The organism is uncultured Aquimarina sp. (assembly GCF_947500065.1).
In the GTDB taxonomy this organism is placed as follows: Bacteria; Bacteroidota; Bacteroidia; order Flavobacteriales; family Flavobacteriaceae; genus Aquimarina.
This window is the reverse complement of sequence record NZ_CANMQT010000001.1, coordinates 314,780-339,228: the sequence shown is the minus strand read 5'-3', so window position 1 is coordinate 339,228 and position 24,449 is coordinate 314,780. Positions and strand designations below refer to the sequence as shown.

At 31.7% G+C, this 24,449-nt stretch carries 15 protein-coding genes; 9 read left to right on the top strand and 6 right to left on the bottom strand.

Going from position 1 to position 24,449, the window contains the following annotated elements; all coding sequences use genetic code 11:
* Nucleotides 1-127 precede the first annotated feature (127 nt).
* Genes Q0975_RS01720 through Q0975_RS01695 form a run of 6 tightly spaced genes read left to right on the top strand, consistent with a single transcriptional unit; the run spans nt 128 to nt 10,511 of the window.
* Entirely contained in the window at nt 128-2,908 is a 2,781-nt protein-coding gene (locus tag Q0975_RS01720; protein WP_299432167.1) for a DEAD/DEAH box helicase family protein, read from the top strand.
* Between the two features lie 22 nt (nt 2,909-2,930).
* Nucleotides 2,931-4,631, top strand: a complete 1,701-nt coding sequence (locus Q0975_RS01715) for an N-6 DNA methylase (RefSeq protein WP_299432164.1) — start codon at nt 2,931-2,933, stop codon at nt 4,629-4,631.
* The gene (locus Q0975_RS01710; RefSeq protein ID WP_299432160.1) at nt 4,628-6,613 is read left to right on the top strand and encodes a restriction endonuclease subunit S; all 1,986 of its coding nucleotides are present in this window, start codon (nt 4,628-4,630) and stop codon (nt 6,611-6,613) included. The genes Q0975_RS01715 and Q0975_RS01710 overlap by 4 nt, the downstream gene beginning before the upstream one ends.
* The gene (locus tag Q0975_RS01705; protein ID WP_299432157.1) at nt 6,600-8,396 is read left to right on the top strand and encodes a restriction system-associated AAA family ATPase; all 1,797 of its coding nucleotides are present in this window, start codon (nt 6,600-6,602) and stop codon (nt 8,394-8,396) included. Before Q0975_RS01710 ends, Q0975_RS01705 begins: the two co-directional genes overlap by 14 nt.
* Nucleotides 8,377-9,459 (top strand): hypothetical protein, encoded by a 1,083-nt coding sequence (locus Q0975_RS01700; RefSeq protein WP_299432154.1) that lies wholly within the window; start codon nt 8,377-8,379, stop codon nt 9,457-9,459. The genes Q0975_RS01705 and Q0975_RS01700 overlap by 20 nt, the downstream gene beginning before the upstream one ends.
* Nucleotides 9,456-10,511, top strand: a complete 1,056-nt coding sequence (locus tag Q0975_RS01695; RefSeq protein ID WP_299432151.1) for a hypothetical protein — start codon at nt 9,456-9,458, stop codon at nt 10,509-10,511. The genes Q0975_RS01700 and Q0975_RS01695 overlap by 4 nt, the downstream gene beginning before the upstream one ends.
* A 145-nt stretch (nt 10,512-10,656) precedes the next feature.
* Here the strand turns inward: Q0975_RS01695 and Q0975_RS01690 are convergent, their stop codons facing one another.
* The 3 genes from Q0975_RS01690 to Q0975_RS01680 form a co-directional block, all read right to left on the bottom strand.
* Nucleotides 10,657-10,974: a hypothetical protein gene (locus tag Q0975_RS01690; protein WP_299432148.1), complete on the bottom strand. Its 318-nt coding sequence runs from the start codon at nt 10,972-10,974 to the stop codon at nt 10,657-10,659.
* 71 nt (nt 10,975-11,045) lie between these two features.
* Nucleotides 11,046-11,708 (bottom strand): hypothetical protein, encoded by a 663-nt coding sequence (locus Q0975_RS01685; RefSeq protein WP_299432145.1) that lies wholly within the window; start codon nt 11,706-11,708, stop codon nt 11,046-11,048.
* Nucleotides 11,705-12,940, bottom strand: coding sequence for an antirestriction protein (locus tag Q0975_RS01680; protein WP_299432142.1), 1,236 nt, complete (start codon nt 12,938-12,940; stop codon nt 11,705-11,707). Before Q0975_RS01680 ends, Q0975_RS01685 begins: the two co-directional genes overlap by 4 nt.
* A gap of 376 nt (nt 12,941-13,316) precedes the next feature.
* On the opposite strand from Q0975_RS01680, the gene Q0975_RS01675 reads away from it, so the two are divergent.
* From Q0975_RS01675 to Q0975_RS01665, 3 genes are read left to right on the top strand one after another with little or no spacing between them, the layout of a single operon-like run.
* The gene (locus tag Q0975_RS01675; protein ID WP_299432139.1) at nt 13,317-14,378 is read left to right on the top strand and encodes an MBL fold metallo-hydrolase; all 1,062 of its coding nucleotides are present in this window, start codon (nt 13,317-13,319) and stop codon (nt 14,376-14,378) included.
* Nucleotides 14,379-16,070: a hypothetical protein gene (locus Q0975_RS01670; protein WP_299432136.1), complete on the top strand. Its 1,692-nt coding sequence runs from the start codon at nt 14,379-14,381 to the stop codon at nt 16,068-16,070.
* 15 nt (nt 16,071-16,085) lie between these two features.
* Complete coding sequence (locus tag Q0975_RS01665) at nt 16,086-20,153, top strand: AAA family ATPase (RefSeq protein WP_299432133.1); 4,068 nt, start codon at nt 16,086-16,088, stop codon at nt 20,151-20,153.
* Nucleotides 20,154-20,166: 13 nt separating this feature from the next.
* Here Q0975_RS01665 and dcm read toward each other — a convergent pair whose 3' ends face one another.
* The 3 genes from dcm to Q0975_RS01650 form a co-directional block, all read right to left on the bottom strand.
* Nucleotides 20,167-21,411: a DNA cytosine methyltransferase gene (gene dcm / locus Q0975_RS01660; RefSeq protein WP_299432130.1), complete on the bottom strand. Its 1,245-nt coding sequence runs from the start codon at nt 21,409-21,411 to the stop codon at nt 20,167-20,169.
* On the bottom strand, nt 21,408-22,052 hold the full coding sequence (locus tag Q0975_RS01655) for a JAB domain-containing protein (protein ID WP_299432127.1): 645 nt from the start codon (nt 22,050-22,052) through the stop codon (nt 21,408-21,410). The genes dcm and Q0975_RS01655 overlap by 4 nt, the downstream gene beginning before the upstream one ends.
* 119 nt (nt 22,053-22,171) lie before the next feature.
* Nucleotides 22,172-24,409, bottom strand: a complete 2,238-nt coding sequence (locus Q0975_RS01650) for a hypothetical protein (protein WP_299432124.1) — start codon at nt 24,407-24,409, stop codon at nt 22,172-22,174.
* Nucleotides 24,410-24,449 lie beyond the last annotated feature (40 nt).

Below are 24,449 nucleotides of genomic sequence, written 5' to 3'. Positions count from 1 at the left end.
ATTTTTTATAATTATATCTGTTATAGTTCTCATCAAAATGATATATTTATAATCCAAATTCTTTGGTGTTAAATATCAGATACTCCAATTTAGATACCAAGAATTTTTTACTCCGAAAGTAATGAGCATGAACGAATCTCAAACAAGAAAAACAATCATAGACAACAAATTGCTGAATGCAGGTTGGAATGTTAATGATGTTACTCAGGTGATTGAAGAGTTGCTTGTTGAAGTTCAAACTGTAAATGAGCCTGATGAAAAGTATGGAAATCAATTTTCGGATTATGTATTATTGGGTAAAGACGGATCTCCAATTGCTGTAATAGAGGCAAAGAAAAGCTCAGTTGACGCCAGAAAAGGTGAAGAACAAGCAAAACAATACGCCCATCATATTCAAATAAAATTTGATTGTGATCTTCCTTTTTGTTTTTATACCAATGGACATGATATTTATTTTTGGGATATAGGGAATGCTCCACCAAGAAAAGTATATGGTTTTCCTACTCGTGCAGATTTAGAGCGTTTAGCATATATAAGGAAATACAAAAAACCTTTGGCAGAAGAACTTATAAATACCGATATAGCAGGTAGAGCCTATCAAATTGGAGCCATACGTTCTGTTTTCGAATCTTTAGAAAAGAAAAAGAGAAATTCTCTTTTAGTAATGGCCACCGGAACAGGTAAAACTAGAACGTGTATTGCTATGGTAGATGCACTGATGCGTGCAGGTTGGATATCTAGAGTTTTGTTTTTAGTAGATAGAATAGCGTTGAGAAATCAGGCAATCGAAGCTTTTAGAGAGCATACTCCTCAGTTATCTGTTTGGCCAAAAGAAGAAGAAAAAGATTTAGCTTTAGATCGCAGAGTGTATGTATCGACTTATCCAACTATGTTAAATATTATTGATGAAGGACATGATAAAATATCTCCTCATTTCTTTGATATGGTTATTATTGATGAGAGTCATAGATCCATATATAATGTATACCAAAATGTACTTGATTATTTTAACACAATAACATTAGGTCTAACAGCTACTCCTACCGATGTCATTGACCATAATACTTTTCAATTATTTGATTGCGAAGATGGATTGCCAACTTTTGCATATACCTATGAAGAAGCTGTAAAAAATACACCTCCATATCTAAATAATTTTGAAGTTTTAAAAATCGGAACCAAATTTCAAGAGGAAGGTATCCATCTGAATACCATTTCTGTTGAAGATCAGAAGAAAATGATTGCTGAAGGAAAAGATCCTAAAGAAATCAATTTTGAAGGTTCTCAATTGGAAAAAACGGTTTCAAACAAAGGAACAAACACGCTAATAGTGCGTGAGTTTATGGAGGAATGTATTAATGACCCTAATGGAGTATTACCGGGAAAGACAATATTTTTCTGTACTGGAAAAAGACACGCAAGAGCATTGAAAGATGTTTTTAATCAATATTACCCTCAATATAATGGAGAACTGGCAAAAGTAATTGTTTCTGATGATCCAAGAGTTTATGGGAAAGGCGGATTATTAGATCAGTTTAAGAATAATGACTTTCCAAGAATCGCTCTAAGTGTTGATATGTTAGATACCGGTATTGATGTAAGAGAATTAGTAAATTTAGTGTTTGCAAAACCTGTATTTTCTTACACGAAGTTTTGGCAAATGATAGGTCGAGGGACTCGATTGTTAGATGGGAACAATCTAAAGCCTTGGTGTAACAAAAAAGATAAGTTTCTAATCATTGACTGCTGGGATAATTTCGAATATTTCAAGCTAAATCCAGAAGGAAGGAAAAATAAATCGCAGTTAGCCTTACCAACACAATTGTTTTCTCTACGATTGGAAAAGCTAAAATTACTGTTAGAAAATAACGTAGAGTATGTACATAAAGAAATTAAAACTATTCGGAATTTCATTGCACAGTTACCTGCTAAAAGTGTAATTGTTGTTGAACATAAAAGTTCTTTAGTTAAAGTTGAAGCCGATGAATTTTGGGAACATATTGATACTACCAGATTGGAGTATTTAGAAATTGTTATTGCACCAATAATGAGAGCGATCAGTGGATTGGATTTTAAGGCAATGCGTTTTGAAAAAGATTTAGTAGAAGCTTCTGTTTTAAAACTACAAGATGAAAAGATTAATTATGAAAACCTTGTAGAACTAATCACTTCACAATTAGCAGAATTACCGTTAACTATTCGTGAGGTTGAAAAAGAGAAACAACTCATTCAAAATGCATTAAAGACTTCTTTTTGGGTATCATATTCCGAAGTAAAGGAGGATGAACTAATTCTGAAAATCTCACCATTAATTCGATATAGACAAGCTTTTAGTGATGGTAATGATTTTACATTTCTAAATCTTAGGGATGTTACCTACACTAAGAAACTTATAGAATTTGGACCAGAAAATGAACAAGTAAGTATAAGTAGTTATCGCGAAATGGTAGAAGAGACTGTTTTGGGTATGGCAAGGCAGGATTTAACTTTACAAAAACTAAAGTCCGGAGAAGAATTAACCACAGAAGAGATCAAAAAACTAGCTCGACTGTTGAACGAAAAAGATCCTTTTGTTACCGAGCAATTATTAAGACGAGTATATGATAATAAACAAGCTAAGTTTATTCAGTTTATCAAGCATATTTTAGGAATAGAGCAAATTCAATCTTATGAAAAAACTGTTTCGGATCTATTTGAAGCTTTTATTTTGGAACACAATAATTTAACGAGTAAACAAATTCGTTTCTTAGAAATACTTAAAAATTATGTTTTAGATAAAGGAACAGTATCTAAAAAAGATTTAATCAATCCTCCTTTTACCCAATTGCATAATAATGGAATATTAGGAGTATTTTCGCCAGACTTGATCAATAAAATTGTAGCGCTAACTGAACGAGTTAGTGCTTAATACTAAATAGTGTATTTAAACTATGTTATCATCCGATTTAAAAAGTAAAATCAACAAACTCTGGGATAAGTTTTGGAGTAGAGGAATCACCAATCCCATTTCTGCAATTGAACAAATTTCATATCTCTTGTTTATGCGCAGAATAGATGAATTAGACACACTAAAATTACAGCAAGCCGGATTTACGGAAGAAGATTATAGAACTGTTTTTTTAGTGCCTAAAATTGATAAAGAAGGCAAACCTATATTCAATAAAAAAGGAGAGTTAGAATTTGACGATAAAAGTAATTGCAGATGGTCACACTTTAAGCAACTAGACCCCGAATCAATGCTTAATTTGGTCAGTCAAGAGGCATTTCCATTTATAAAAGTGATCAATAAAAAGGTTGATCTCAAAAAAATTGAAGATAAAGATGTTCGGGAAAAGGTTAAAAAACAATTATATGGAGATTTAACCAATAAAGAAATAGAACAAGAATTTGCCTATGTCCGTTATATGGAAAACGCAGTTTTCTTAATTAATAATTCTAATTTGTTGGATGAGGCTGTAAAAGCAATTGACGACATTTATGATGTGATCAAAAAACAGCAAGACGAAGGGCAGAATTTCCAAGACACTCAAGGTGATGTATATGAGTATCTGTTGAATGAAATAGGGCAATCCGGTAAAAATGGACAGTTTAGAACACCTAGACATATTATACAATTGATGTGTGAAATCTTAGATCCAGATTGGACAGATACTATTTGTGATCCTGCTTGCGGTACTGGTGGTTTTCTATTGGGCGCATATCAACACATTCTCACTAAGTATTCCAGCAAAAAGTATTTGCAAAAGGATGAAAATGGCTTTGTAAGAGGTACGATGGGTGATAAAATCACTAAAGATACTGTTTGGAAAAATCTAAAAGAAAAAACCTTCTATGGTTTTGATATAGATCAAACTATGGTACGTATTGGATTGATGAATCTGATGTTACATGATATTTCTGTGCCAAGAATAGAACATATTGATACCTTATCTAATAAGTACGAAGGCTATGAAAAAGATGAGCAATATTCTATTGTGTTAGCCAATCCACCCTTTACGGGACGTATTGATAAAGGTGGGATGAGTGATAAATTTAGAATTCCTGGTACACAAAGTGAATTACTATTTATCGACCGTATGGTACGCATGCTTAAACCAGGAGGGAAAGCAGCAGTGATTATACCAGAGGGAGTATTGTTTGGTAGTGGTAAAGCACAGAAAAAAGCACGTGAGATTCTATTAAGAGACACACAACTAGAAGCTGTTATTTCCTTACCTAGTGGTGCATTCCAACCCTATACAGGAGTAAAAACAGCAATCTTAGTCTTTACCAAAGCAGAACTAGAAAGTAAAAAATGGCATACGGATCGGGTGTGGTTTTATAATCTAAAAAGTGATGGGTATTCTTTAGACAATAATCGTAAACGCTTAAAAGATGAACCTTTACCACTAGCCGTAAAAAAATATCATCGTAGGTCAGGCGATAATGATACTGATCAAAAAGAAGAACATTTTTATGTTGATTTAGACACTATAAAAGAAAATGATCTAGACCTTAGTTTTAACCGTTATAAAACTTTTGATTATACACCACAAGAATATGATCCACCTAAAGAAATTCTAAAAACTTTATTGAGTTTAGAAAATGACATCCAAAAAGAATTGAATGAATTAAATGATATGATTGGATGAAAGAATTAAAAATTGGTGACATAATTTTAATTACAAAAGGAAAGAAAGTTTCAAATGTTTTTGATTCGAATAATACAAAAGAATCTTATGCAAGGTATCTTCAGATTGAAGACTTAAGGCATAACAATAATTTAAAATATACTAATGAGGTAAATTTAATTAAAGTTAATGAAAATGATGCTATTATTGCTTGGGATGGTTCAAAGGCAGGTACTGTTAATTATGGGCTTAATGGAATTATAGGAAGTACATTAGCTCGTTTGATTATTAAAGAGAAGTATAAATCAAGTATTAATCCTTCTTATTTTGGCTTGTTTCTTCAATTTAATTATGAGTACTTTCAAAAAACTAATACTGGAGCAGCAATTCCTCACGTAAGCAAAAATGCTCTAAATGATTTAAAAATACCATTACCAGACCTACAAACGCAACAACAAATAGTTACGGTTTTAGATAAAGCGCAATCTCTCATTAAAAAACGAGAGCAAAGTTTAGAATTATTAGATGAATTACTTCGTGCTACTTTTTTGGATATGTTTGGAGATCCTGTTTTGAACGAAAAGAATTTAAAATTCACTAAGCTTAATGAATTAGGAGTATGGAAAAGCGGTGGTACTCCTTCAAGAAGTATTGATGCTTATTTTAAAGGAGATATTCCTTGGTTTTCTTCTGGAGAACTTAATGATATGTATATCTCTAAAAGTAATGAGAAAATTACAGAAGTTGCTGTAAAAAAAACATCCGCTAAATTAATTGAATCCGGCAGTCTTCTTGTGGGAATGTATGATACTGCTGCGTTAAAATCAAGTATCACAAAAATAGTTGCCAGCTGTAATCAAGCCATTGCTTTTGCCAAGCTAAATGAGAAAAAATGTACATCTACATTTGTATATTTTGCAATTCAAATAGGAAGAAAATATCATCTATCTAAGAGAAGAGGTGTTAGACAAAGAAACTTAAATCTTGCAATGATCAAAGCGTTAGAAATACCTTTACCAAAGCTAAACCAACAAGAAATATTCTCTTCAATTGTTTCTAAAATTGAACTTCAGAAAGAATTAATTCAAAAAAGTTTAGACGATTTGAAAAATCTCTTTCAATCATTATTACAAGATGCTTTTAACGGTACTCTAAAATTACAAGATGAAAAAATAGAACTCCAAACAGCTTTAAGAGATGTGAATTGGTTTACAGAACAATTAGGAGAAATAAATGGTAATCCTGCAACGAAAAAACTATTGGCTAATTTAAATGCTATGCCCAAAGTTCCTTCTGCTTTTAGTAATATTTATGACCTTCAGAAAAAACTTAGTGGTACTAATTTAGCTCTAGATAAAATTAGAAGTTTTCAGAATTCTTTGGGAACTAACAATATATCACACTTAAAATTTGTAAACTCACTTCCTACATTTAAACTATTAGAAAAAAATCCATTTCTTAAGGAGATAACCAATAATCAATCTTATACTCTTAAAAACCTAGAGCAAGCAAAAGGGGAACAAAAAGAAAAAGAATTAGAAAAAGAATTACGTAAAGAAAATGATCCTATCCTACAATTCATTAATCAGGAACAATTAGGAAAATATACCATTGAAAATTATAAAGTAAATATACCTAAAACTATTTACGAGTACTTCGGGAAAACAGAATTTAATATTGACATTTTAATTCAGGCACTTGAGGAAAATAAGGGCCTCTTAGGTTTAAAAAAAGATACAATAAAGAAAGATTTGTTTTTAATCTTTACTCAATTCATTAAAGTGAAATACGATGGTTTGTTTGCTTTTAAGCAAATGCGAGAAGAAATGCAAAGTAGTTTATTTAATCCTGCCTTTACCTTACTTCAGGAGTTTATAGATCAAGGGTTGAAAAATAAATCTATTGAACAGGTATATTCTTTAGCTTCAGTAGGAGATGAAATTCGTGGGAATGATAAAAGAATGTATCTTTCATTAAAACAATCCAAGCATGAAGATAAATAGGATTGTAATCAATAATGCAAAAGGATTTCGAGGATTACCGAATGGATTTGAAGTTATTTTCAAAAATGTTTTTCATCGTAATGAGATTGACCCAGTATGCCTTGCAGGATTAAATGGTTCCGGAAAATCCAATGTTTTAGAATTAATTTCAGAGATCTTTTTTTATCTGGAAGCAGTACATCATTCTCAAGCAAAAAAGTATGTTAGAAAAAAGAGTCCTTTTGGTTTTACTATAGAATATGAAACTAAAGTGACCGCTAATAATTTATTACAATCAGACACTACATTTAAAGCGGATACTCCTCTGGGAAGTATTCGAAAAGTGGCAATTGAAAAACTTCCAAGACAGGAAATACAGATCAAGTTTACAAATGATGAAGAATGGATTGTACTAGACTCAGAACATCTTAGTTATGATTATAATGTATCTCAATTATTACCAAAAAAAATAATTGCCTACTCATCTGGTCAAAATGAATTGGTAAGCAATCCTTTTCTTCGAATGGATTTCTTTTATTTTGATGAGTATCTTAAAGAATTAGAAGAAGGTGGAGATTCCGCGGAGATTTCGCAAAATAGACTATTCTATATGGATTATGATTCTAATCCATTTGTCCTATTAAGTAATTTTTTGATGCGTGATATAGATGATACAGGAGAACAAAAAGAGCTTGGTATTCTTAAGGCTATGACAGATGTAGATGACGTGGGCTCATTTAATATAGTACTAAATCTAAAAGTTAAAAAAGATCACGCTACCAAAAACTTACTAGAACTTATTGAAGAGTTAAGAGATTCAGATTCAGAATCATTACTCTCTATGATAGAAAGCGAGTTATTTTGGGAAGTTAAGTTACCCTATCAACTCAGAAGCTTTGTTGAAAAATTAGAACGGTGTTGTACATATTCCGATTTTGTATATAAAGAAGAAGATTCAGAAAAATGGTTAAAAGTTACTTTGTATTTCCGCCAGATAGGTACCAATATAAAAATGGCATTTCAGAATGAGTTTAGTAATGGACTGAATCTATTTCGCCAATTTTACTTGATGAATTTACTGAATATATATAATTACTCTGATGCCATTAGGGATAGAGTCAAGAAAGCTTCATCAGGATCGGAAGATAATATTTCAGACTTGATTCCTAAGCTTCCTAAGAAGGATAAGGTTTTTTATATCGATGGCTTAAAACTTAAGAAGAAAACAGGGAGTAAAAAAGAATTGTATTATAAAAATCTTTCTGATGGAGAACATCAGTTTTTGCATATAATAGGATCTTTAATGCTCATGGAAGAAGAGGGAACTATTTTTCTATTAGATGAACCATCTACTCATTTTAATCCGGATTGGAGGTCAAAATTTATTTATACTATAAATGAAATATACAAACTGCGAAGAGATCGCTATCAAGATCCTGAGAAGGCACAACAATTAGTTGCTTTATCTACACATTCGCCTTTTGTTCTATCAGACAGTAAATCCAAAAATGTACTTTGGTTCCAAAAAGAAAAAGGGAAACCAACCATAAAAGAATTAGATTTTGAAACCTATGGCGCTTCAGTTGATTATATCATGAAGCGGATTAGTAAAATGCAAAATAGATCTACACGATTGATTCCTGAAAGAGCATATGAAGATCTATTAGATGCAATTCAATCGTCTGATTTAGATGAATTAAGAATTGCCATTAGTAAATTTGGTGAATCACCAGAAAAACAATTCTTATATCAACGACTATATGAACTAACAAATCCAGAAACAGATGATAGTCCAGCTTTATAAACAACCAACGGGATTATCATATTTAATGGAAATTCCTGTAACTTTTTTTTTAAAATTGGAAAATGCTGATACTTTCGACATTAATCTTTTTCCTGATTGGTTTAATGAAGTTTTTGGGACAACAAATAATTTAGAAAATGGATTATATCAAAAATTTAATAGGTTATATCTAAAGTATAAATCTATTGCTGACAAGGCGCAAAGGGACCTTTTGGTTAAAGCTTTTACTGATGGTATTCAAATAGAAAACTTATGTAATAGAATTTCAGGAATTGAAGCAAAACCTATTTCTGGTTTCCCAGAAGTTTCTAATGAGTTAAAATCGGTATTAATGCATTTATGGAAAAATTCATTGCAGTATGATAAGTTTGAAACTTTAAAAGCTAAAACAACAGTAAAAGAATATGCTAAAAACTTTATTAATACTCATCATTCCCAAATATGCCCTTTTTGTGGTTTAGAAGGTTACTTATATGTTGCAGGGCAATCAAGACCAGCATTGGATCATTGGCTTTGTAAAGATGATTTTCCATATTCCTCTGTAAATTTTGATAATCTCATTCCCATAGGAGATAAGTGTAATGAAAGTCCTGCAAAAGGCACAAAAAATGTTTTATCTATTACAGGAGGAACAAAAGTTTTTTATCCATTTACTGAGCATAGTGGAATCAAGGTTACTGTAAGTTGTAAGAAAGTTCCAACTATTCCAGATATTGAAAATGGAGTTTACGAAATAGAAATTGAACCCACTGATTCTAATAATCAGGATATATTTGATAGCTGGGATTCACTTTTTAATATAAAAACCAATTATAAAAGTTATTTAGAAGATACACTTTTAAATAGTTGGAAACTTACATATAAAGAATATATAGAGAAAAGTAAGAAATTAAAACCAGCGAATACTGTTGATGAGCTAATTAATAATTTAGAATATTGGCAGGATTCTTTTCAGCCAAACATCACGATAGGGTTTTTGGTATTAGATGCTTTTGTGGAAAATCTATTATCGATGCCTAAAGCTTATTTGTATGGTTTGTGTGAATATTTTAAAAGATCATGACTAACGATCAATTACTGCAAAATTTCTTAGATACTTGGCCATTAGAAAGGGTTAAGGAGATGACTTTAGAGGAATATAATAAATCTGGAAGCAGGGATACTTTTTGTTATATGTTAGAATATGGCACTAGATCATTAGGGAATATTTCTGGAACCGCTTACTCCTCCAAATTTGAAATTTATGAACGAAAAAACAAGAATAATATACCCCAATCCAAGGATTATGGGTATGATACTGATTACACCTGGAGAAATAGAGCTGGTGTAAAGAAGACAAGAGAGCAAGCTTTCTTATATACAAGAGGTATTATTTATGAAATAGTTGAAGCATCTCAAGAAGGAAAATTTAGCTTGATTGACGAGAAAGGATTGGCACCATTGGTAGTGTGGAAGATAGCTTTCCTTTATTCTAAAAAAAGACTCCTTAGTATATCAGATAGGAAAGCTGTCAAGTACTTAGCAGATCTTTTTGGGATGGAGATTGCTAAGAATACCCAAATATCCTCAATGCATCGATTTTTAATGAGGTTTATTGATATCAATAGATATTGGGATGATATGTACGTTTTATGGTCGATCTATCTTGAAAAAGATAGAGCTGATATTCGGACAGAAGATTTAGAAAATCTTCTAAGGAGGAAAGGAGTAACGTTAAAAGATATCAAGGAATCGTTTCGTAAATCAAATATTAAAGAGATCATTATTACGAAAAGACATAATAAAATTCAACAAAAGCTATATAATGAATTAGTATCGATGTATGGTATCCGGAATGTCACTATGGAGGAAGCTAATATAGATCTTAAAGTTGATTTTCCGGATAGAATAGATTTTTATGAAGTTAAAATAGCTTCTTCTGCAAAATATTGTATTCGTGAAGCACTTGGACAAATAATCGAATATGCTTACAATTATCAAACAGAAAAAAGAAAAAAATTAATTGTAGTTGGGAATCACTCTTTGATCAATTCTGATATTAACTATGTAGATTATTTAAAGAGTATATTTAATGAGTTCGAATTTGAATATCGATATGAACAAGTCATTTTGTAACTGACCTCTATTGTAGAACATAGTGTTTTTCCCAGTTTATTGGATGATTTTAAAATAAGGATTGGTTTTTATACATTTTGTATCTTAAGTTTTATAATTTATAATAATATATTAGTTCCCAAGAATTAAGCCTTGTTTATGGTCTTTATTCAGCTTCATTATAACTACTCCAAGTCTTACTTTCAGTCTCATATTCATACAGTAACATTTTTTCCTGAAATCTTTTGGGAGTAAAATGGAAGCAACCATATTTTCGGATTAACCCAAATAATGTTTTCTTGATATAGTAATCATCTTTTGACATATCTGGAACGCCATTAAGCATAAAAATGCCTGTACTCATTTCGGCTCTTCCTTTTTTGTTAGAGATTACTAAAACACCTTTTCTTTTCGCATCTGAGTAAAAAGAATCGAATAATTCTTTATCCAAAATGATATTTTCCGCGACTAAAACCTTTTTCATAAATAGGATTATTTCCTAGTCAAAATTATAAAATTCGGAAAGATTCCGACAGTAAAGTTGTGAACAGAATTTTATTTGTTAAAAAGCCTTTTTAGCAATCCTTTTTTCCTCTCCAAAACAAAGGTAAACAGACTATCCGCTTGTGATCCGTGGTTATGAAATTTGATCTCAGCGACTGCTCTTTTTCTTCGGAACACATTCCAGGGAGACTTACCGGGCTTTTTGTAGTAGTAGAAAATATCAAAGTTGTGAGTGATTTTATAATTAGCCATTAAAGTATCCAGTTCAGGGACATAGATACCTTCAAAATCCAGATCTGGATTCTGGATTCCAAATTGTTTTGCGGGTAATGATTTTAATTCATTTACCACATACACTGTATCCTTGCTTTTTGCCTTAAACTTTCCTTGAGTAGAAGATTTTACAGCAGAATAACTAATTAGGTTACGTCTCAGGTTTCCGACTTCTTTTTTAAGTAGTTGCCGGAGTTCTTGATTCATCACCAATTTTGCATTTCTGGCATTGATCTCCGCTATTTCTGCTCTAGCTCTGCTTTTTCCTTCTTGATCTTTCCATTTTTCTATCTCCTGGAATTGTGCATTTTGGATCTCCTTAAAATCTGCTACCTTTTGTCGTTCTCTCTTCCATTGGAAAAACAGGATTCCTATTAGAATAACGAGTGCTATTGGTAAAAACTTCCAGATGGTTTTGATAATTTTGAAATAATAGGTCATACCATTGCTGTTTGAGGTTGTTCTTCTAATTCTCTTGTCTCCTCAGCTCCAATAATTTCTTTGGTAGAAATATTGTATTTAATTCCTGTGATTCCATATCGATTTTTGGTGGTGACTGCATAATTATTTCTGAAGGTGTCATCTACTTTGATCACTTCGATATTAATCCCTGCATCATATAAAGGTGCTGTTCCACCACGAATGGTTTTCTGGGTAGTACGCTGAAAAATAACAATGAAAATGGTATCCGGATGTTCTTTTCGTAAGCGATCAAAATCTTGTGAAGGTAATCCCGTTTTATTCCAACTATCAATAATAATCACATCAAATGTGCCAACGGCACTTGTAATTGTATTGTATCCATCGGGAAGTTGATCTGCTCTTGAGATACGATTCCTGTTTTTTGGACTGAGATACTCATTTTTCATTCGGGTAATCAGGTCTGATTTACCACCGATCTCTAAAGTAAAAATGGCAACCTTGTTTCCAATTTCTGCAAAAGCATCTGCCAATTGATAGGTAAATCTTGTTTTGCCACCACCTTGATCACCTTCGATGGTAATGGCTAATTCAAACTTTTCTAAATCTCCTAGCAATTCTCCAATCGCTCCGGGTAATCGAAAGGTTGGAGTAGTACTAATGATAGGTTGCTGATCAAATGAGGTAAACAATGTATTCCTCTTGATGTCTGTAATTGGGATGTTTTTGTTCTCTTTAGAAACCATATACTCAATACCAGATAAACCTTCAGTTGGATTTCGATTTACAATGTTTCTAAGTTCAGATCGCCATTTGCGATTAATGATAATTTTCACCTGTTCCCGCAAGATCATTTCATTATGTTGTTTTATCAATTTATGCTGCAACTGATTAATATGCTGGGCATACGGATCATTTTTGGTTATTTCTTTGTTAGATACTGCTTTTTGTAATGCATAAATGAAGTTTTTTAATTCATTTTTGGATTTAATGGTGCTATGCATATCTAGAAAAGTCTTAATGAAAGAAACAGAATGGTTATTTTGGATCAATTTTTCGTGATTAGACAAAAATTCGTTTAGTTGTTCCAGGTAGATATCAATAGTTTCTTTGATTTCTGGTTCTTGGTGATAAAAGCTTTTAGCTTCCAGGAAGAACCGATGTCCTTTTTGTAGTATTTCCGGCAAAGTTTCTATGTTTACCGGAACCATGGCTCCGTTATAATTATCAAATGAAATGCGTTGTTGTTTCATTTGGTAATACTACAAATCGTGGGGATGTTTGTTTCCGGTTGGTTCTATTTAAATCTGGATAAGTTATTTTTTGATAAAAGGTAGACACTCTTGTACTTTAATTTTTTAAAGTATCACTTTATAATATCCTTGAGTTTAAGTACTTCGTAAATTATTTTAGATAATATTTTTTGGAATACTGGTAAGTTAATAATCAATATTATGTAAAAAATAAGATGCTAATTTTTAGAGCATTTTAATGTTTAAAATTCTGATTATTAAGTAAATGTGTTTTGTTTTTAACTATTATTTCCCTATATTTAGAATCTACTCCAATAAATCCCCTTAAAGATTTAGTAATTAAAAAAGGATATCTTTTTGATATCACGAAACATCAATGAGTGTGTTGGTCAAATTTCTTCAAGCCTATAATGGTGATAGTATCTTGGTTTCCTTTAATTCAGAAAAAGGTGTTAAAAATATTTTGATAGATGGAGGTACCGGAACTACCTATTCTAAAAATGGACGACCGGGAGATCTAAAAAAAGAAATTAGAAGAATTGCTGCAGAAGGTCAATCAATTGACTTGTTGATTATAACCCATATAGATGATGACCACATTGGAGGTATTCTAAGGATGTATTCAAATAAACAGTTTGACAATTCATTAATTAAAAAAGTTTGGTTTAACTCAGGAAGATTAATTAGTAATATGTTTGAAGATGAAGGAGAGCCTCTTGATAGAGATATTCCTCTTAATCGATACTCTAAACTTGATACAAGTGTTCGACAAGGAGCGACGCTTGAAGAATATTTAAAGAAGGGAAATAGTTGGGTTGAAGAAATAATTAAGCAAGGAAAAGAATATACCTTAGAAGGATGTAAAATAACTGTTCTCTCACCGAATGAAAAAGGTCTTAAAAAGCTAAATAATCGCTGGCAAACAGAAAGACCTTTATCACTAGAGGCTTCCCCTAAGCAAACAGATTATCATATTTCTATAGAGGACTTAATTAAGTCTGAAGATAATTTTATTGAGGATAATTCAATTCCCAATGGCAGTTCAATCGCCATTTTGTTAACATATAATGATTGCAAAATTCTATTGTTAGGAGACGCCCACCCCAATGTAATAACAACATACCTAAAAGAGCAGGGATTTACTAGTGCAAATCCCCTAAGGTTAGACCTTCTTAAGTTGTCACATCATGCCAGTAAAAAAAATACAAATGACGAACTCCTGAATTTAGTTGATTGCGACACTTTTGTAACGTTAACTAATGGATTGAAGCACGGGCTACCGGATAAAGTAACATTTGCCAGAATCATTAAGAATAAACCAGGTTGTAAGCTATTGTTTAATTATAACCTCCCTAGAATTGTTTTTACTAAAAAAGAGCTCAATGAAATGAGATTTGAAGCAACATTCTTGAACAGACAAGAATTAAAATTGACTTAAATGCCTATAGACGACTTATACTTAAAGTATTCAGTTAGGGTAAACAACGGAAGTGGTTGTTTATTAAACCCTATATCAGAAGAATATTCATATGTTCTTACGGCAAAGCATAATTTGGAAAATCCAGATGCCAAAAAAGTAAATGTGGCAAAACCTAACGGGGAAAAGCTGGAAGTTTTAGATGCTTTTTCACATGAAAAGCTGGACTTCACAATCATACTGGTTAAACGGATTGAAGATATTGAGTTATCCGTGTTTGATGAAGTAGAATTTGAAGATGAGGTAGTCATATATGGTTTTCCCGAAAGTAAAAAAGGAGACGACTTTCCGGCAATGAAGATAAATTGTGTTGTAAAGGAAAAACCTCCTACGGAACATTTTTATGTAATAGAACCTCATAGACATGTGGAACATGATCAGATTGTGGGGTTTTCCGGTTGTGGAGTATTTCTTGAGAAAAATGAAAGACTTTATTTATTGGGGACATTATATAGAATGGACTCTTATCACAATCAGGGACGCCTTAACTTTTTACCTATATCGATTGCAGATGACCTTATAGAAAATAATAATATCTTTCCAATTGATAGATCACACCTCGAAAAATTTAGTGGTCTTTATAATGACATTTGCAAAAGAAAAATTGAGAATTATCGCATTAATCAGAATTTAGCAGAAGTATTTAGAGAGGTAAATACGGATAATCCTACAGATAATTATCATAAGAGTCCGCCTTTTATTTTAGGGAACTTTATAATGGCATTTGATATAAAAGGCGGAAACAGAGAGTATCGTAAAAACAGGAAATTTGGGGAACAACGTTTCAGGTTGATTGAGTGCTATTATTATACCTATTTGGATATATGCAAATATGCTGTCTTATCTATCTTATGGGATGAATTTTTGAGTGCTAAAGACAGAAATAAAATGTCGGCAACTAACCAGGAAATCTCTGATCTTTTAAAATCCTCAAAGAATTTCAGCAAGGAAAATTTAGACACCCTTAAAAGTCTATGTCATAAGATACTTGAAAAATTTGGACAGGAAAAAGAAATAACATTTGTAAAACAACTCGTACCTTCATTCAAAATGTTCAGAGATGGAGTTGAGATGTTTATTGAACAAACTCTTGATAAAGGAATTAACAATTACGAGCTCTATTGGGCCTCAGAACAATTGTTATATGAATTGCTAAGAAAATCAAAGTTCATTAATAATTACCGGATTAAATCAGTTCATCACCGTTATTATATTAAACATCGTAGTGACCCAATAGCGAAATTTAAAACAGAAATTTTTCTTAGAGAAGATTCCAAAGAGACATCAGATCGTAACCTTGAAAAAACTAATTATGTAAATGTACATTCCATATATATATGTGAAGAAGCTGACACATTAGATAATGTTATCAATATAAGTCCTTTCTATTTTGATTTAAACACCTATGATCCTCGCGCAGTTAAAATGGATCTTTTCGTATTAAATAAAAGCCAATTTAAAAATAATGAGCGATCATTTTATTATGATCGAATCTATGATCCAGGTGATAAAGAAAAGTCTGATTTAAAAATTTTTACGGATAAATCGGGAGTAAAAGGAACTAAAAACAATAACGGGAGTATAGATAGGGAAATGGCAAAATCAACAAAACTATTTGAGCAGTTAAATACTTTTTTAGATCATTTAAAGTAATACCGAAATCATATTATGAGTACAATAAGTAACTATCAATACAGCTCACCTTTTAAATTCTTAGATGCCTTTGAAAAGGATGATTATGATACTTTTTTCGGTCGTTCTAAGGAAGTTGAAAAAGTCTTTAATTATTTAAGAAGAACCAACTTAGTAGTGTTATTCGGTCCTTCTGGTTCTGGGAAAAGTAGCTTGGCCCAATGCGGAGTAGCAAATAACTCTAAGAATTGGAAAGCCATTGTTATAAGAAGAAATGAAAATTTAATAACATCTTTTTTTAACGAAATTGAAAACTTATTTAAAGATGAATCGACAGAATTGGTGCGATCAATTCATATAGATTATAATTGTATTATAGCGAACTCCCTAAAAACAACCAAAGATGGTGAAATTGTACTTGAGTTTGATGAAAATGATAATTATGAATATTTAAAGAATATAGAAAATAAAACAAGGAAATTATTTAGCAATGTAGTGTACAAGCCCCTTTTTATTTTTGATCAGTTTGAAGAACTTTTTCTTTTTGGTGATGAAAAGGAAATTAATGAATTCAGTTTGCTCTTAAACTTAATATCTAAGCAAGTAAAGTTCTCTGATAATTTAATTTGTATTCAATCAGAATTCTATGCTGGGTTAGAAAAACTAGGGCACCTTAATCCTCATATTTTTGATTACAAATGTGAAATCAGTGACCCAAATATTAATAATGTTAAAAAAATTATTAGACGCACATTTAGAGCATTTAATATCAATCAGGTTGAAGACGGTCAAAATCATTTGCCAAAAACTAATTCCAAACGTATTAAAGAGGATATACAAAATAATAGAGTTGACAAAATTGTCCAACAACTTTCTGTAGATAAAAAAGTATACCTTCCTTTTTTACAGATTTATCTGGATAAATTATATGTTGAAGATTTTATTAGAACATATAAAGATGATGAGAAATTACTACTTAATCCTAAGGAGATAAGATTTAATCAAAAGCCATTGGAATTCACCCTCGAAGAGATAGAATCGTATGGAAAGATCAGTAAAATCCTAACTGATTATATAATAGATATTAATAGGACGGTTATAAATAGGAAGAATGAAATTGAAGGTGATAAGCATAAAGACTCAGTTATAAAATTCTTAAAACGTCTTATTTCTAAAAGAGGAAATAAGCAACCATTAAAAATTATAGAATTAGAAAAAAAAATAAAAAACGAAGAAAAAAAGATTTTAACTATAGACGATAATGAGGTTTTAAAAAGTAAAATAATAAATGATATATGGGGAGATACAAAGGTCGATGTTGATCGTTCTTTAGGGGATATTATCGGCGAGCTAATCAAAGCCAGAATTGTAAAACGTGAAGGGAACTACATAGAGTTATCTCATAATTTACTCGCTAAGATCGTTAGAAAAATTAAGGTAGATAAAGACATCTTTGAATATTATAAGGATCATTTCAATTCAGCCTTTGATACTTATGCAGAAGAAAAGAAAAGAAAAATTAAAAAAAGAACTTTACTTGATCGTAATCTAATCAAAAATATAGGTCATAACATAAACCCTTTTATAACAGGTACTAATGATGATGATGAAAGAAAACAGTTTTGGAAAAAAAGCCGACTTGCTTTACAAAGACGAAAGTTATTCAATACTTTAGGCATTGTAATTGGTATTGGAGCTATTGTCGTTTTGGCTCCAATTTTATTAGCACAAAATCAGGAGTTAAAAAAGCTAATCTTGAAAGCCTTACAGATGGAAGCTACGGTTGCAAAAAAGGATGAGGAGGAAAATAAAATTAAAAAAGACATTTACGACGCACTTGGTTTTGAAGGCAACGATAATACTAAAATGTATCTTAAATTAAGTAAAATTGATGCAGAATTAAAAAATAAAGAATTATTGAAGGATTCAGAATTCCCGATTTTTGAAATGAAATACAATGAGTTAATCTCATCACTAGAATATCGTCCATTTTATTTTCAAAAGAAAGAAATTGATACTAATAAAATTAATAATATTCATTCATTTAAAACAAGAGCATTTAAAGGAAATAATAACTTCACTACTATTTTTCTGAACTCTAATACCAAAATTTACCCACTACATTTAAACTTCAGAAGTGGGATAAAGACAATAGATTGGAAGTTATTAAAAGAAATAGAACCTGTTAGGAGTAAAGCAAGGATCTTTAATTTTGAACCATTTCAATATGAAAATGGATTTATGATCTTACATTCGGATAAATTCGGATTGCATGTTAATCAACTAGTGCTATCAGAATCTAATGAAGAACTAGTATCACGTATTAAGCCTTTTAAGCTCAAATATGAGGGGAATCCTGTATTTAAGGGCATCTCGTTAATAGAGCATATTCGAGATAGAAAAGGTAATAATACATTTTTATGCTGGTCGGATGAAGATAAACAAATTCATAAAGTTGTAGTGTATAAACAAGATTCAATTCTAGATTCCAAGATTGCAATTGAAAAGTTTCGTCTAATTAAAGATTCTATAGGTTCCAATGAGAAATTGAAAGATACAATACTATTCAATAAATCACGTATAAAATTTATAGAAAAAATTTCCGAAGACACAGTTTCAATTATCGCTAACATAGATAATAAAATCCCTTATTTTCTAACTTTTAGCTTACCTGACAATCCTGGTCTTCAAATGAAAGATTTTATTAATTTTTATGATTTAACTAAACTCAGGTCGGAATTAAGTATTGAAGAAATCCAAGATATTAAAATCGATATAGGTAACAAAAAGAAAAAAGACTTGTATGTTGCAATTGATCGCTCCGTTTACAAATTAGATCTTAAAAATCTTGCAACGAATGATTTGATACCAAAGCCTATTGTAACATTAAATTTGAAAGCAACGATAAATAAGATTGATGTTCGAAATAATAAGTTGATTATTGGATGTAAAGATGGAAGAGTATATATTGTAGATTTGGAGAAAGCCTCTGATGATAGAATGACCAAAGAATTAATTGGGCATAGTGATGCAGTAAATAACGTGTCATTTATTAATGGAACGAAATATTGCATTACTGTTGGAGAAGAAGGAGATGTTACTACTTGGAATATTTCCAGTTTTGAGGAAGAAAGTACCACTATTAAAAATGGTATACGTTTGGATTACAGAAAAAATAAATTACACGTAGGATATAAGACATCTGCTAGGGATAATATATCTAGGGCTATTCGTCTTTTTGATAGTAATTTAAAGGAAATTGGTAATGAAATTAAGTTTAAAAAAAGGAACAGTTTATTACATTTAGATCTTGTAGATCCTAATACTTCTATGATAAAAACTATTATTAACTCAAACTCGAAAAAATTAACTCCTTTTTTATCAAGTGAATCAATTAACATTGAAGGTGAGATTAATGATATTAAGGTTGTTGAGGATAGAGTTGTAATTGCGACAAACAAAGGTATATATTTAAATAAAAGTTCAAATACAAATCTAGATAGGATAAGACCTGATTTAAGTTTTACATCGGTTGATATTCATCCTTATAATTCTGATCTTTTTATAGCTGGTGAAAAGGGAGGTAAAGTTTATTTGTGGAATTTAATTAAAAATGCTTCTAAACCAGAAAAATATCCAGGACACAGTGAAAGTGTAGAAGATGTTTGTTTTTCAAAAGATGGGAAATATTTTGTTTCTGGATCAATAGATAATGAAGTAAAAATATGGAAAGAAAATACTACGGAAAAGTTTGATTTAGATATAGAAAATAAATCCTTCGATTCCTATGGAATTTATGATACCTTGGGTGATATCAATGATAATATAATTGAATTGAAGTTTAATCAAGAAAATATCTTAGCAACTTTGGCAGAAGATAATAAGGTGATTTTGTATAAAATAAATGATAAGAAAAATGTTAAAAGAAAGAAAGTAATCCGAATTCCCAGTGTTGTAAAACATGATCATAAGATCATATCAATTGCCTTAGACGAAAATGATTTTATTTATACACTGGATATAATGGGAAACATAAAAAAGTGGGGGATTGGTCATAAGGTTAAAGAAAAAATAAATGAACGGGTTCATCAATTTGTTCAATAACTTTGATAAAAATCTAAGACAGGTTGGCAGTGTCCAATATATTGGTAAACAAAAGTTGAAGCTTAAAAGCTTTTGATTGCAGAAGAAGAATATCAAAATTAGTATCCTTTGCAGTACAATTCCTTCTATACATACTTTTTAGAAGTTGTATTCCAACCGTTTTAACAACTGGAACACTTACGGCATTTCCAATCAGTTGATATCGTCTACTATCACTCAATTCTATTTGTTTACCATCTTGGACACCATATTTTGTCCAATGATCAGGAAACCCTTGTAAACGTTCGCATTCTAACGGAGTAAATTTCCGAATACAATCTAAATTAGTTAATAGATTATCTCGATATCCCTGTGCTAGAATCGCACTTGTTTTACCATTAGTACGTGGAATAAATTGTTTATCCTGGAATGGAGCATAATCTCTACCTTCTTTTAGATGTTTTTTTCGAATGTTTTTAGCGCTTTCTGTTCGTTCAGTTTTTAGTGGCATCCAATTATTAACGAATAAATTATCTTCAGGTACACTGGTAAGACAATTGGTATTGCCATCTCTTCTGAATTCTACTTTTGATCCTCCTTTTACATTTCTACCGCTTCTGATCGTTAAGATATAAGGATTGTCTTTTACGTATGAGTCACCTACTTTGGTGTGTATTGTTGAAGAAATGTTGGCTTCCGAGAGTTTTCTTCGAGTGCAATTTTGAGTCTTTTGACAGCTTTCTCCGATAGGAAATATTTGCGGTCTGGGTTTTCTTCTAAGTGATCCGACAAGGTAGATGCGCTCTCTATTCTGGGGGAGAAACCAGGAAGTATTAAGCAATTGCCATTGGATGTCATATATCCCAAGGTTGGCAATCGATCTAAGTACGATTTCAAAGTCTTTACCCTGGTTACTGGAGAAAAGTCCTTTGACGTTTTCAAAGATAAACAGACTGGGTTTATAGAGGTCAAGGATTCTAATTGCTTCAAAAAAGAGCTTGCTTTTGCTTCCTTTGATGCCTTCCCGTTTTCCAGCCATCGAAAGATCCTGGCATGGGGAACCAAAGGTGATAATATCTGGTTTTGTGATTGTTCCTTTTTTGATGTTTTCGATAGGTCCCGCATAATTGGATTTTTTAAAATTATATGAATAGTTAGCAATGGCAAAAGGGTCAATCTCACTGAAGAAATGTTTTTTGAATCTAAATCCGGCTTCCATAAATCCTTTTGGGAAACCTCCAATACCAGAAAACAAATCTAACAATACCAAGTCTTTCATAATTTTCCTTCTTCCGCAAATGAATAGAAGCTTTCTTTAGTGAGAATGATATGATCCAAAAGTTGAATATCCAGTAATTCTCCTGCTTGTTTAATCTTAGAAGTTATTCTGATATCTGAAGTACTTGGTTTTAAAGCTCCGGATGGATGATTGTGAGCAATAATGATACTAGTTGCTAAACTTTTTAGTGCAACAGAGAATAGAATTCGTATATCTACAACACTTCCTTTGATACCACCAACAGAATGTGTATGATATCCAAGGACTTTGTTGCTATTATCTAAATAGAGAACGAAAAATTGTTCTCTAACTTCGATAGTATTTTTTGTGTAAAATTTGGATAGGGTAGTAGCTACATCTTTTGCAGAACCTATTTTTCCTTCAACTCTTCTTTTTCTTGAAAAAGTGATCTTAATCTCTGGAATAGGAGTACCGTTAGTAGATCCTTTTAAACCATCTAATCCACTGATAGTATAAGAAGAAGTTTTTGAAGTTGCTCCAAGGGCACGCTTGTTAGATTTTAATTCTTTGGATGCTCTTTTGATCGCATTAGTCCATTTCTCTCCTTTCTTTCGGATTTGTTTGGCTCGTTTGCTGATGTGGGAAACCTTACTTGGTCTTTTCTTATTTCTTTTAACCATCTTCCTAGATTATCCGATAATAATAGGTAATAGAAAGATTTTGGTTTCGGGTTAGGTTATTTTAGGTTCTGATAAAAAAACACCTACAGGAATCAAACAGATTCTGTAGGTGTCAATAACTAATCAACTAACAGTTGCGTAACGGCAGCTGAATTCATAGCCCATTCCATAGTATAGTTTTCATCGGCTATTGGTTCACTGATTATTTCCAGATTTTGTGCCTCAGCTTTAAGCTCTAGTAAATTTCCAATATTCAACTTACTATCTAATTTTGCTAATAAAGCTTCAACGCCTTTGGTATCTAATCTTTGAGCAACCTGACCATCAAAGCTCATTTCTAACCAGATAATTTCACGAGCTTCAATATCTAAGACGCCAAAGACTAATCCTTTGCTAGCTGTTTGCGAAATTCGTACCTGATGATCAACACAAGATGGATCATAAGCGACTCCAGTTTTAGCTGAAATTCTCATTGGATATTTACTATTCATCCAACCAACAACCAGATTTGGAGTAATAGAACCATTACTATATGCATTACAAGTAAAAGTGACATACTTAGCTTTTAGCTTTGCCAATTCGCTGATGTTAATGTCAATATATTCTGCTGTTCCTATTTTATCAGGAATGCTTTGGATATCCCCACTATGCTTACATCCGGGAATCACAAGTTGAGAATATGAGCAAAACTCTGTTCCCTTTTCATAAGAAACACTACAACTTAAATCCATATCCAAGTGCTGAGCAGGTAAATCCTTACCCCATTGCATAAACAATCGAACTGTATCACCTTCAACAGGGAATCGAGTACCCATCAATGCAGATGGCATATCCTGTACGGTTTCACTTCTATCTCCAATTGCCACCGGAATCTTATACAATGCTTCATCAATATAGATCGTCTTATGTTCAGTAGGAATTGATGCAAATCGATTTTTCATCGCTAACAAACACAATTCTTCAATCTTCGATTTCATCAGATTCAATTGCTTTTCATCATACAACTGTATTAACTTATTAGAAGGAATACTTTTATTAGTTCCTCCCAAAGGTTTTACAGATCTATTCATAGCGGGATTGAAATAATTCTCCGCATACATATTCAATGTAAAAATCAAACGAGCAGGAACTTTATCAATTACTTCAGAAAAAGCGGCTACAGTTTGATCTGCACCAAACCAAAGCATATTTGAAAATAAAGAACGTGCGAACAATCCCGGACGCTGCTTTAGTAAGGCAAACGTCTGCGTAGGATCTAGTTTTAATCGATAATGATTTAATCTTCCTTCCCAAACTTCATAAGCCTCGTTATAAAATACATCTAATAAGTTAGCAAGATTTTCAAATCCCTTTCGCTTACTATATTCTGCCAATCGCAATGCTCTGATAAAACGCACCCACATACCTCTTTTTGGATGCATGATCTCACAACTTTTCTCCACATCTAGTGCTAGGTTATTCAACCATTTGGCTACCATTAAGCACTCCTTTCTAGAATACTTTAGTTTCAATTCTTTTTGTTTTTCAACCAAAGCCATGGCTCCTTTATCTAAGCCGATATGTAAATTTTGATGATTGGCTGAATGACGTTTTATAATAGTTTTTGGCTTAATGATTTGTAAAAAACCAGTATGCTTATACCACAAATATCGAAGGATATCATTAGGATTCTTGAACAACTGTTGAGCTTCGTCTGATCTATCATTTTCTACCAAGATATCGATTACCAACATCAATGTCTCTTTCATTTTAATGTCCACATTTGATGGTAAAGAATATATGTTTAGTAAACTTTTTAAACTAGCTACTTGCGTTGCATCCAAAGCAGTTTTAGAGGTTAGCAAATCATTATAAAATTCCTGAACGTTTTTATCTGTCCAAAGATCTAACACCTTTAATTTGCTTCCTTGACCATAAGTTTCTATCTCACCAAATTCAAATGGAGTACCACAAAAAGGACAACCATTGTATCGTTCTAATGGAAAGGTGTTTTCTGGAATGGTATGTCCACAAGATAGGTGAGTATCACTTTTACTTTTGAATATATTGGTAAATGCAGTAACGATATGATCAACTACGGATTCACCTGTAGGAATATCCCAACCTTTTACTAATGGAGTCCAATTTTTGTTCACACCCATTATTTCCTTCAGCACTTCTAATACTTCTAGTTTATATGTTGGATTAGTACTGTTTAAAGCACGTAACAAAGGTTCTGAAAATGTATACCCTAATTTGGATACATTTGCCAGTAACACCGATGTTGTTTCGGTAATTTCATTTTTTCCGTCAACAATAGATTCCTGAGGAATATAAATTGCATTTTGACGGATACTGATTTGTAATAATTCTTTCATTTTTTTAATTTTTAAATTAGATAATTTTGTTTCTGATTCT

Coding starts and splice junctions, on each gene's coding strand:
- Q0975_RS01715 (WP_299432164.1), top strand. CDS start 2,931: ATGTTATCATCCGATTTAAAAAGTAAAATCAACAAACTCTGGGATAAG.
- Q0975_RS01695 (WP_299432151.1), top strand. CDS start 9,456: ATGACTAACGATCAATTACTGCAAAATTTCTTAGATACTTGGCCATTA.
- Q0975_RS01675 (WP_299432139.1), top strand. CDS start 13,317: ATGAGTGTGTTGGTCAAATTTCTTCAAGCCTATAATGGTGATAGTATC.
- Q0975_RS01655 (WP_299432127.1), bottom strand. CDS start 22,052: ATGGTTAAAAGAAATAAGAAAAGACCAAGTAAGGTTTCCCACATCAGC.
- Q0975_RS01670 (WP_299432136.1), top strand. CDS start 14,379: ATGCCTATAGACGACTTATACTTAAAGTATTCAGTTAGGGTAAACAAC.
- Q0975_RS01710 (WP_299432160.1), top strand. CDS start 4,628: ATGAAAGAATTAAAAATTGGTGACATAATTTTAATTACAAAAGGAAAG.
- Q0975_RS01650 (WP_299432124.1), bottom strand. CDS start 24,409: ATGAAAGAATTATTACAAATCAGTATCCGTCAAAATGCAATTTATATT.
- Q0975_RS01665 (WP_299432133.1), top strand. CDS start 16,086: ATGAGTACAATAAGTAACTATCAATACAGCTCACCTTTTAAATTCTTA.
- Q0975_RS01700 (WP_299432154.1), top strand. CDS start 8,377: ATGATAGTCCAGCTTTATAAACAACCAACGGGATTATCATATTTAATG.
- Q0975_RS01680 (WP_299432142.1), bottom strand. CDS start 12,940: ATGAAACAACAACGCATTTCATTTGATAATTATAACGGAGCCATGGTT.
- Q0975_RS01720 (WP_299432167.1), top strand. CDS start 128: ATGAACGAATCTCAAACAAGAAAAACAATCATAGACAACAAATTGCTG.
- Q0975_RS01705 (WP_299432157.1), top strand. CDS start 6,600: ATGAAGATAAATAGGATTGTAATCAATAATGCAAAAGGATTTCGAGGA.
- Q0975_RS01685 (WP_299432145.1), bottom strand. CDS start 11,708: ATGACCTATTATTTCAAAATTATCAAAACCATCTGGAAGTTTTTACCA.
- dcm (WP_299432130.1), bottom strand. CDS start 21,411: ATGAAAGACTTGGTATTGTTAGATTTGTTTTCTGGTATTGGAGGTTTC.
- Q0975_RS01690 (WP_299432148.1), bottom strand. CDS start 10,974: ATGAAAAAGGTTTTAGTCGCGGAAAATATCATTTTGGATAAAGAATTA.